This window comes from Cellulomonas sp. P4_B5_2, assembly GCF_056402235.1.
Genome location: NZ_JBFUHU010000169.1, coordinates 1 through 8,125 on the forward strand (window position 1 = coordinate 1; position 8,125 = coordinate 8,125).

Annotated in this window: 9 protein-coding genes and 1 pseudogene; 1 reads left to right on the top strand and 9 read right to left on the bottom strand. The window is 76.1% G+C overall.

All coding sequences use genetic code 11. The features are described from left to right. From AC1DUQ_RS13040 to AC1DUQ_RS13060, 5 genes and pseudogenes are all read right to left on the bottom strand, one after another. Positions 1–246: pseudogene (locus AC1DUQ_RS13040) on the bottom strand (allophanate hydrolase subunit 2 family protein); the annotation flags it as partial. Further along, positions 243–884 (bottom strand): 5-oxoprolinase subunit B family protein, encoded by a 642-nt coding sequence (locus AC1DUQ_RS13045; protein ID WP_477061234.1) that lies wholly within the window; start codon positions 882–884, stop codon positions 243–245. The gene AC1DUQ_RS13045 and the pseudogene AC1DUQ_RS13040, both read right to left, overlap by 4 nt. A gap of 19 nt (positions 885–903) precedes the next feature. Continuing rightward, positions 904–2,016 (bottom strand): hypothetical protein, encoded by a 1,113-nt coding sequence (locus AC1DUQ_RS13050; protein WP_477061233.1) that lies wholly within the window; start codon positions 2,014–2,016, stop codon positions 904–906. Beyond that, entirely contained in the window at positions 2,013–2,549 is a 537-nt protein-coding gene (locus tag AC1DUQ_RS13055; protein WP_477061232.1) for a sigma-70 family RNA polymerase sigma factor, read from the bottom strand. Before AC1DUQ_RS13055 ends, AC1DUQ_RS13050 begins: the two co-directional genes overlap by 4 nt. An 89-nt stretch (positions 2,550–2,638) precedes the next feature. After that, positions 2,639–3,400, bottom strand: a complete 762-nt coding sequence (locus tag AC1DUQ_RS13060; protein ID WP_477061231.1) for a LamB/YcsF family protein — start codon at positions 3,398–3,400, stop codon at positions 2,639–2,641. Between the two features lie 104 nt (positions 3,401–3,504). On the opposite strand from AC1DUQ_RS13060, the gene AC1DUQ_RS13065 reads away from it, so the two are divergent. Then, positions 3,505–6,117, top strand: a complete 2,613-nt coding sequence (locus AC1DUQ_RS13065) for a DEAD/DEAH box helicase (RefSeq protein ID WP_477061629.1) — start codon at positions 3,505–3,507, stop codon at positions 6,115–6,117. A gap of 121 nt (positions 6,118–6,238) precedes the next feature. Here the strand turns inward: AC1DUQ_RS13065 and AC1DUQ_RS13070 are convergent, their stop codons facing one another. The 4 genes from AC1DUQ_RS13070 to AC1DUQ_RS13085 all read right to left on the bottom strand — a co-directional run. After that, the gene (locus AC1DUQ_RS13070) at positions 6,239–6,598 is read right to left on the bottom strand and encodes an Rv3654c family TadE-like protein (protein WP_477061230.1); all 360 of its coding nucleotides are present in this window, start codon (positions 6,596–6,598) and stop codon (positions 6,239–6,241) included. A 101-nt stretch (positions 6,599–6,699) separates the two neighbouring features. After that, positions 6,700–7,044: a TadE family type IV pilus minor pilin gene (locus tag AC1DUQ_RS13075; RefSeq protein WP_477061229.1), complete on the bottom strand. Its 345-nt coding sequence runs from the start codon at positions 7,042–7,044 to the stop codon at positions 6,700–6,702. Then, positions 7,041–7,406 carry a DUF4244 domain-containing protein gene (locus tag AC1DUQ_RS13080; protein ID WP_477061228.1) on the bottom strand — a complete coding sequence of 122 codons (366 nt, stop codon included), beginning with the start codon at positions 7,404–7,406 and terminating at the stop codon, positions 7,041–7,043. The genes AC1DUQ_RS13075 and AC1DUQ_RS13080 overlap by 4 nt, the downstream gene beginning before the upstream one ends. 153 nt (positions 7,407–7,559) lie before the next feature. Next, positions 7,560–8,125 (bottom strand): type II secretion system F family protein (locus tag AC1DUQ_RS13085; RefSeq protein WP_477073920.1); only part of this gene is annotated, 566 nt, incomplete at its 5' end.

Here is an 8,125-nt window from a genome sequence, read left to right on the forward strand (position 1 = left end):
CGGGGGCCCGCGCCCGCCGGTCAGCGCCACGGTCAGGTCCCCGCGGGCGCGCACCCGCAGCCCACCCAGCAGGACCTCGAGCCCGGCTGCACCCTCGTCGTTGGCGACGAGCCGGTTGGCCAGCCGCAGCGCGCCCGCGTCGGCCGCCCCGGACCGGCCGACGCCGATGTGCGCCCAGCCGGGCCGCCCCAGGTCCTCGACGAGCGTGAGCAGTCCCGGCTCGACGACCTCCAGCGCACTCGTCATGACGCCACGAACCGCACGCGCGTGCCGGGCTGCAGCAGGGCCGGGATCTCGCGCGCCACGTCGAACAGCTCGACCTCGCACCGGCCCAGCAACCGCCACCCGCCGGGGGTCGCGGCCGGGTACACCGCGCTGAACTCGTCGGCGATGGCCACCGAGCCGGCCGGGACGCGCTCGCGCGGGCTGTCCAGCCGTGGCACCCGCAGCAGCGGGTCGAGCCCGACCAGGTACGCGAAGCCCGGCATGAACCCGCCGAACGCCACGGTGTACCGCACGCCGGTGTGCCGCGCGACCACGTCCTCGACCGTCAGGCCCGTCAGTCGTGCGACGTCGGCAAGGTCGGCGCCGTCGTAGACCACGTCGAGGACGACCTCGACGATCGCCGTCTCCTTCGCGGTCTCGGAGCGCCCGGCCCACCAGCGCTCGACCGGCAGGCTCCCGGGGTCGGCGCCGTCGCGGACCCGCAGCAGGAGCGTGCGTGCTGCCGGCACCTGGTCCACGATCGCTGCCGCGTCCGCGTCGGTGGTCCGTGCGGCGCGCACCGCGTCGTCCAGCGCCCGGACCTCGGCGAGATCCGCGAGCTCGACCAGGACGGCGTCGTCCCCGTAGGGGAGCACCCGCGGCCCGCGCGCGTCGGTCATGCGCCCGATCTTGCCGGACCTACGGGACGATGACGGTCCCGACCAGCTCCGTCACCGCGACCGCGTTCGTCGTCAGCTCCGTCGCGGCGGGCGGCGCGACGGTCACGACGGCGACCGCGCGATAGGTCCCCGACGGCGGCGGACCGTCGCCGCAACCGTCCGGGCCGTCCGACACGGAGAACGCAGCCGGCTCGCCGCGCGCGAGCGTGGCCCCCACCCGGGACTCCTCGTCGGCGGGAGCGCGAGAGTCTGCGACGATCCGCCGGGTCGCCTCGTCGACGAGCAGGATCCGCTGGTCGAGCAGCTGCGCCTCCCCCGCTCCTGACCACGTCACCCGGAGGTCCACGGCCCCGTCGGCGGTGACGGAACCCGAGAGGTCGACCGGCCCGTCGCTGCCGGGGACCACCGACTCGTCGGCGCCGCACCACGGCTCCCGGGCGTTGCCGGCGACGACCAGCGGCTCAGCCGGGCTGAGCGCGACCACAGTGCCGCTGTCGGGATCGGCGGAGACCGCGTACACCTCGTAGTCGCCGTCCGGCAGCGCCTTGCCCCCGTCCGGACCGCCGCAGGACAGGAGGCTCAGGAAGTCTCCGCCCGAGACCGACGACGGACCGAGCCGGTCCGATCCCCACATGATCGTGTCGAGCGCCGCTGCCACGACGACGCCGTCGCGAGCCGCCACCAGCCGAACGGCGCTCGGCTCCGCCACGGCCTCGGTGATCCGCAGCGAGACGTACACCGGCATCGACGAGAAGGTCTGCTGCGGGTAGCTCCCGAGCGCCACGCCCAGCTCGTAGGGCGAGGCGGTGATGGGTGCGTGCACGGTCCAGCCGCAGGTGCCCGGTGCCGCGTCCGGGTCGGCGCCCGGCAGGCTGACCGCCACCTGGTCGGCGGGAAGACCCGTCGCCTCCGCGTGACCGGGCACCGCCCGCGAGTACCGGTCGAGCAGGCCGGGCGCCTGCGTCGCCGTGACAGCGAGCACGCCCGCCAGTCCGACGCCGCCGGCGGTCCGTGCCGCGGTGCGCGTCACGCGACGGCGGCGGATCCGGCGACCGAGCACCGACGGCTCGAGCGTGCCCAGCGGGGCGTGGTCGGCGGCCTCGCGCAGCGCGGAGGACAGGTCGAGGCTCATCGGGTGCTCCTGGTGGCGATCAGGTGGGACTCGGAGGGTGCGTCGGGGGCGACCGGGCCGAGCACGCGCTCGAGCCCGTGCACGCCGTCGCTGAGGTAGCGCTTCACGGCGCCGTCGGAGATCTGCAGCCGGTCGGCGATCTCCGCGACCGTGAGGTCCTCGAAGTAGCGGAGCACCACGCACGCGCGGACGCGCGGAGGCAGCCCGGCCAGCGCGGCGACGACGTCCCGCCGCGTGTCGACGCCGTGCCGGGGGTCGTCGGCGACCTCCGGCGACGCCAGCAGGTGCCGGACGCTCAGCCATCTCCGCCGGCGGCGGTACCCGTCGATGTAGGACGAGAGCATCGTCTGGCGGACGTAGCCCTCCACCGCTGCGGGCACCCGGAGCGTGGCCTTGCGGGCGAGCACCGACACGAGGGCGTCCTGCACCAGCTCCTGGGCGTCCGCAGCGTCCCCGGTCAGCAGGTAGCCGTACCGCAGCAGCGCCGGTCCGCGCTCACGGACCAGCTCCTCCAGCACGTCCTGCCAGTCCACGCGCGGCGCCCGCTCTCAGTGCTCGAGGTGCGTCGGTCGATCGGCCCGACATCGACCATGACGGACGGGGGGCCCGATTCGTTGGGTGCTCATCCGGCGAACGGTGCGACCGTCACCCCGTTGGCCCGCAGCTCCGCCCTGACCCTCCGCGCCAGCACGGCGGCCCCGGGGGTGTCGGAGTGCACGCACACCGACTCCGCGACCACCCGCACGTCCGACCCGTCGACCGCGCGCACCACCCCGTCCTGCGCCAGCCGGACCACCCGGGCGGCGACCTCGTCGGCGTCGGTCACCAGCGCCCCCGGCTCGGACCGAGGCACCAGCGTCCCGTCCGCGCGGTAGCCGCGGTCCGCGAAGGCCTCCGCGACCGCGCGTCGACCGGCCCGGGCGGCGATGTCCAGGACCGCGGACCCGGGCAGGCCCAGCACCGGCAGGTCCCCGAGCGCCTCGACGACCGACCGGGCGTGCTCCTCGTGGTGGACGACCGCGTTGTAGAGCGCGCCGTGCGGCTTGACGTAGGCCACGCGCGTCCCTTCGCGACGTGCGATCGCCCGCAGCAGCTCGACCTGCTCCGACACCTGCTCCAGCAGCACCTCGGCCGGCACGTCCACGAAGCGGCGGCCGAAGTTCTCGCGGTCCAGGTAGGACACGTGCGCACCGACCGCGACCCCGCGCGCGGCCGCCGCCCGGCAGACGGCGGCCATGATCCGCTCGTCGCCCGCGTGGAAGCCGCACGCGACGTTCGCGCTGGTCACCACGTCGAGCAGGAGCGCGTCGAGGCCGTCGACACCCGCCTCCCAGGCATCGAGCTCCTCGCCGAGGTCGCAGTTGAGGTCGATCCGCGCCGCCATGCCCCCGATCCTGCCCGACCTGCGCCCGGTGCGAGGATGGTGAGGTGGTGGAACCCGGTGAGCTGCTCGACGTGCTGCTCGCCGCGGGACGCCGCACCGACCGCATGACGCACGTGCGGCACCTCCCGTCCCGCCCGGGTGTGCAGGCGGACTGGCCGTCCTGGGCCGACGCCGACCTGGTCCACGGCTACCGCTCGCTCGGGGTGGACCGGCCCTGGCTGCACCAGGCCGAGGCGGCCGACGCCGCATGGTCCGGCCGGCACACGGTCCTGGCCACGTCGACCGGCTCGGGCAAGTCCCTCGCGTTCTGGCTGCCCGCCCTGTCGACGGCCCGGTCCGCCGCCGCGGGCTCCCTGCTCGACCCGGGCCGCATCGAGTCGGTGACCCGCCGCGCGACCACGCTCTACCTCTGCCCGACCAAGGCCCTGGCCGCCGACCAGCTCGCCGCGCTCGACCGGCTGCTCGTYGCCGCGCGCACCCGCGACCTCCGGGTGGCCACCTGTGACGGCGACACCTCGCTGGAGGAGCGCCGCTGGGTGCAGGAGCACGCCGACGTCGTGCTCACCAACCCCGACTTCCTGCACTTCGCCCTGCTCCCCCAGCACCGCCGGTGGGCGCGCCTGCTCGGGTCGCTGCGGTACGTGGTGGTCGACGAGTGCCACGCGTTCCGTGGCGTCTTCGGCGCACACGTCGGGCTGGTCCTGCGACGGCTGCGCCGGCTCGCCGCCTCCTACGGCGCGACGCCGACCTTCCTGCTGGCGTCCGCGACCACCTCCGACCCGGCCGCGAGCGCCGCACGGCTCATCGGCGTGGACCCGTCCGAGGTCACCGCCGTGACCGACGACGCCTCCCCCGCCGGCCGCAAGACGTTCGTCCTGTGGCAGCCGCCGGAGCTGCCCGGCACGGAGGCCCCGTGGTCCGCGCTGCTGCCGGAGGACGACCCGTGGGCAACGCCGCTGGCGCTGCCCCGGCACGTGACCCGCGGGCCGGACGACCTGAGCGTCCCAGCGCCCGACGACGTCTGGGGGGACGGGTCGCCCGCGTCACCCGGGAGGACCACGGACAGCGCCATGGATCCCTTAGCCGTCCCATCTGGTCCGGGTGGTGCGGAGCCGGTCGTGCTGTCGGAGCTGCTCTCCGCCGTCCTCCCCGGCATCGGCAACCCCGCGCCGGGCGAGGGGTCCGGCCCCCTCGGCACCGGAGACCGGATCGTCGCGGAGCAGTCCGACCGTCCGCGGCGGACCGCGACCGCGGAGATCGCGGACCTGCTCGCCGACCTCACCGCCGCCGGGGCGCGCTCTCTGGCGTTCACCCGCTCGCGCCGGGGAGCCGAGTCGGTGGCGGCCACCACCCGCGCCCACCTGCTGGAGATCGACCCCACGCTGGCGGCGTCGGTGTCCGCGTACCGCGGCGGCTACCTGCCCGAGGAGCGGCGCGCGCTCGAGTCCGCCATCCGGTCGGGCGCGCTGCGCGCACTGGCGACGACGAACGCCCTCGAGCTCGGCGTCGACATCTCGGGGCTCGACGCCGTGCTCATCGCCGGCTGGCCGGGCACCCGGGTGTCGCTCTGGCAGCAGGCGGGACGCGCGGGGCGCGCCGGCACGGACGGGCTGGTGGTCCTGGTGGCCCGCGAGGACCCCCTGGACACGTTCCTGGTGCACCACGCCGAGGCGATCTTCGACACCCCGGTCGAGGCCACGGTCTTCGACACCACCAATCCCTACGTCCTGGCCCCGCACCTGTGCGCCGCCGCGGCCGAGCTGCCCCTGCGCACCGAGGAGCTGGACCTGTTCGGGCCGCGCACCGCCGACCTGCTGGGCGAGCTGGTCGAGCGCGGGACCCTGCGCCGCCGGCCGTCCGGGTGGTACTGGACGCACAACGAGCCGGCCAGCCGCCTCACCGACCTGCGCGGGTCCGGCGGTGACCCCGTCCGCGTGGTCGAGTCGGTCACCGGGCGGCTGCTGGGCACGGTCGACGCCGCCTCCGCGGACTCCACCGTGCACGACGGCGCGGTCTACGTGCACCAGGGCGCCACGTTCGTCGTCGACGAGCTCCAGCTCGAGGACGGCATCGCCCTGGTGACCCGTCGCGACGTGGACTACGGCACCTGGGCGCGCTGGGTCACGACGACCGAGATCCAGTCGGTCGACGCCGAGGTGCCCTGGGGTCCCGTGACCTGGGGGTTCGGGTCGGTCGACGTGACCACCCAGGTGCTCGGCTACCAGCGCAAGCGGATCCCCGACCTGCAGGTGCTCGGCACCGAAGAGCTGGACCTGCCCGCCCGCACGCTGCGCACCACCGCCGTCTGGTGGACGGCCCCCGCGGAGGTGCTCTTGGCGGCCGGCGTCACCGTGGAGGCCACGCCCGGCGCCCTGCACGCCGCCGAGCACGCGTCGATCGGCCTCCTGCCCCTGCTCGCGACGTGCGACCGGTGGGACCTCGGCGGCCTGTCGACCGCGCTGCACGTGGACACCGAGCACGCCACCGTGTTCGTGCACGACGCCTACCCCGGCGGTGCCGGCTTCGCGGAGCGCGGCTTCACGCTCGGCGCGACCTGGCTGCGGGCCACGCGCGACGCGATCGCCGCCTGCCGGTGCCTCACCGGCTGCCCCGCCTGCGTGCAGTCGCCGAAGTGCGGCAACGCCAACAACCCCCTGGACAAGGCCGCGGCGGTCCGGCTGCTCGACGTGGTCCTCTCCCACGCCCCGGCGGCCTGACGGCGAGTCGCACCGCCCAGGTCGCCACTCCCTCTGATGGCGGCCCTGGGTCGCCACTCCCCTCTGACGGCGGCCTTGGGTCGCCGCGCCGACCCGTTCCCGCCGAGACGGCCGTGATCCGTCACGACCGGGCGGACGCCGGACCAGCGCGAGCCCAGGCGGAGGCGGTCCCGGTCGCGGACCGCACGACGACACCCACGGTCAGCACGCCCTGCCCGTCGTCGGTGCATGCAGCGAGCGTCCCCCCGTTCCGGCGCACCGCCTGACCGGCCACCGCGCACGGGTCGACGGTCCCGCCTGCCAGCAGCTGCGTCGCACCCGCGAGCGCACCCAGGTCCGCGGCGGTCTGTGCACGCCCCCGGGCCAGCTGCGCGGCGGCCAGCAGTCCGAGCAGGGCCGCCACGACCAGCAGCACCGCGACGAGCGCCAGCAGCAGGACCGTCCCCGACCCGCGGTCACCGCCTCGGCGCGCACGGGGCACCGCCGACGCCAGCCACCTGCGTGGCAGCCTCACAGTTCGGTGCACACGAGCCAGGGCCGGCGCGAGGCACGTTCTCCGCTCCGGGTGAGTGCGTGGCCGCGTCACGGTTCGGCACGCGAGACCGCGGTCGCGTGCGCCCGCAGCGGTGTGCCCTGCCAGGACCCGACCGCGTCCGAGACCGTCACCGTCACCCAGCCCTCCGACCGGCTCACCGCCACCGCGGCACCGTCACCGGCGAGCCGCCGCGCGGTCGCCACAACGTTCCCATCGGGCTCCCCGAGCGCCGCCGAGCGGGCACCTGCGCGTGCCGCGTCGGTGCACCGGGTCTGCTCGACCGCCGCCGAGGCGACCGTGAGCAGTGCGACCAGCAGGACGACGACCGCGGGCAGCCCGACCGCGAGCTCGGCCGTGACGCTCCCCCGGTCGCGCTGGCCCGCGGACGTCACAGCGACAGCGCCTGCCGGATGATGCCCATCAGCAGGCCCTTCACCTCGTTCCCCTTGAGGATGACCACGAGCAGACCCGCGAAGCCGACGGCCGCGAGCGTCGCGATCGCGTACTCGGCGGTCGCCATCCCGGCCTCGGCCAGCTCCGCGCGAGCGTGCCGGCCGCGGGCGTGCCAGGCGACGACCGAGCGCGGGAGCACCGCCGGCCGGCGCACCGACGCGATCAGGTCCGCCGGCGGCGGAGCCCCGCACCCGTCGATCACCGGCGCGGGGACCGGCCCCACTGCTGCACCCCCGGGCGTCGGGTCGTCCTCGTCGTGCGGGTGCGGGGGCCTCGTGGCGGTGGTGGTGTCGTCGGTCATGACCTCTCCTCTCCGGGAGCGCCGCGAGCTGTGCGGCGCCACGCCAGCCTCGGCGCCGCCCGGCGGCTGCGGGGCGGCCGGTTGCTGATCCGTGGACGTCGACTCCGACCCGATGGGTTGTGGACGCGTCGACGAGGAGGTGCGCCGCGGCCGTCAGCCGAGCAGGTCCCCGGCCAGGCTCAGGAGCAGCGGCACCAGGCCGAGCAGGACGAACGCCGGCAGGAAGCAGAGCCCGAGCGGGAGGACGAGCTGCACGCCCAGCGAACCCGCGGCGGCCGCGGTGCGAGCGCGCCGGTCCCGCCGACGCTGGTCAGCCCGGCCGCGCAGCGCAGGACCGGGCGCGGACCCCGTGCTCCAGCTGGGCTCGAGCACACCGACGAGGTCGTCGACGGGCGAGCCCGACCACGCCGACTCCCACGACGCCCCGAGCAGGAGGGCAGTCGAACCGCGCGTCAGGGCGTCGCCCCGGTCCCCGCCGACGGCGGCGCCGACCGCGCCGAGGGCACGCGGCACGGAGGCCCCGGTGCCGATCGCGACGTCGACCAGGTCGAGCAGCAGCACCGCGTCCAGCGGGGCGGCGTGCTCCGCCGCCCGGGGCGCGCGTCGGGGAGTCCTCGACGCCAGCCGGGTCCGGCTCCACCGCCACGGGCTCGTCGCGGCACCGACCGCCACCGCGACGACCACGCCGAGCACCAGCGGCGTCACCGGCAGGCCACCCG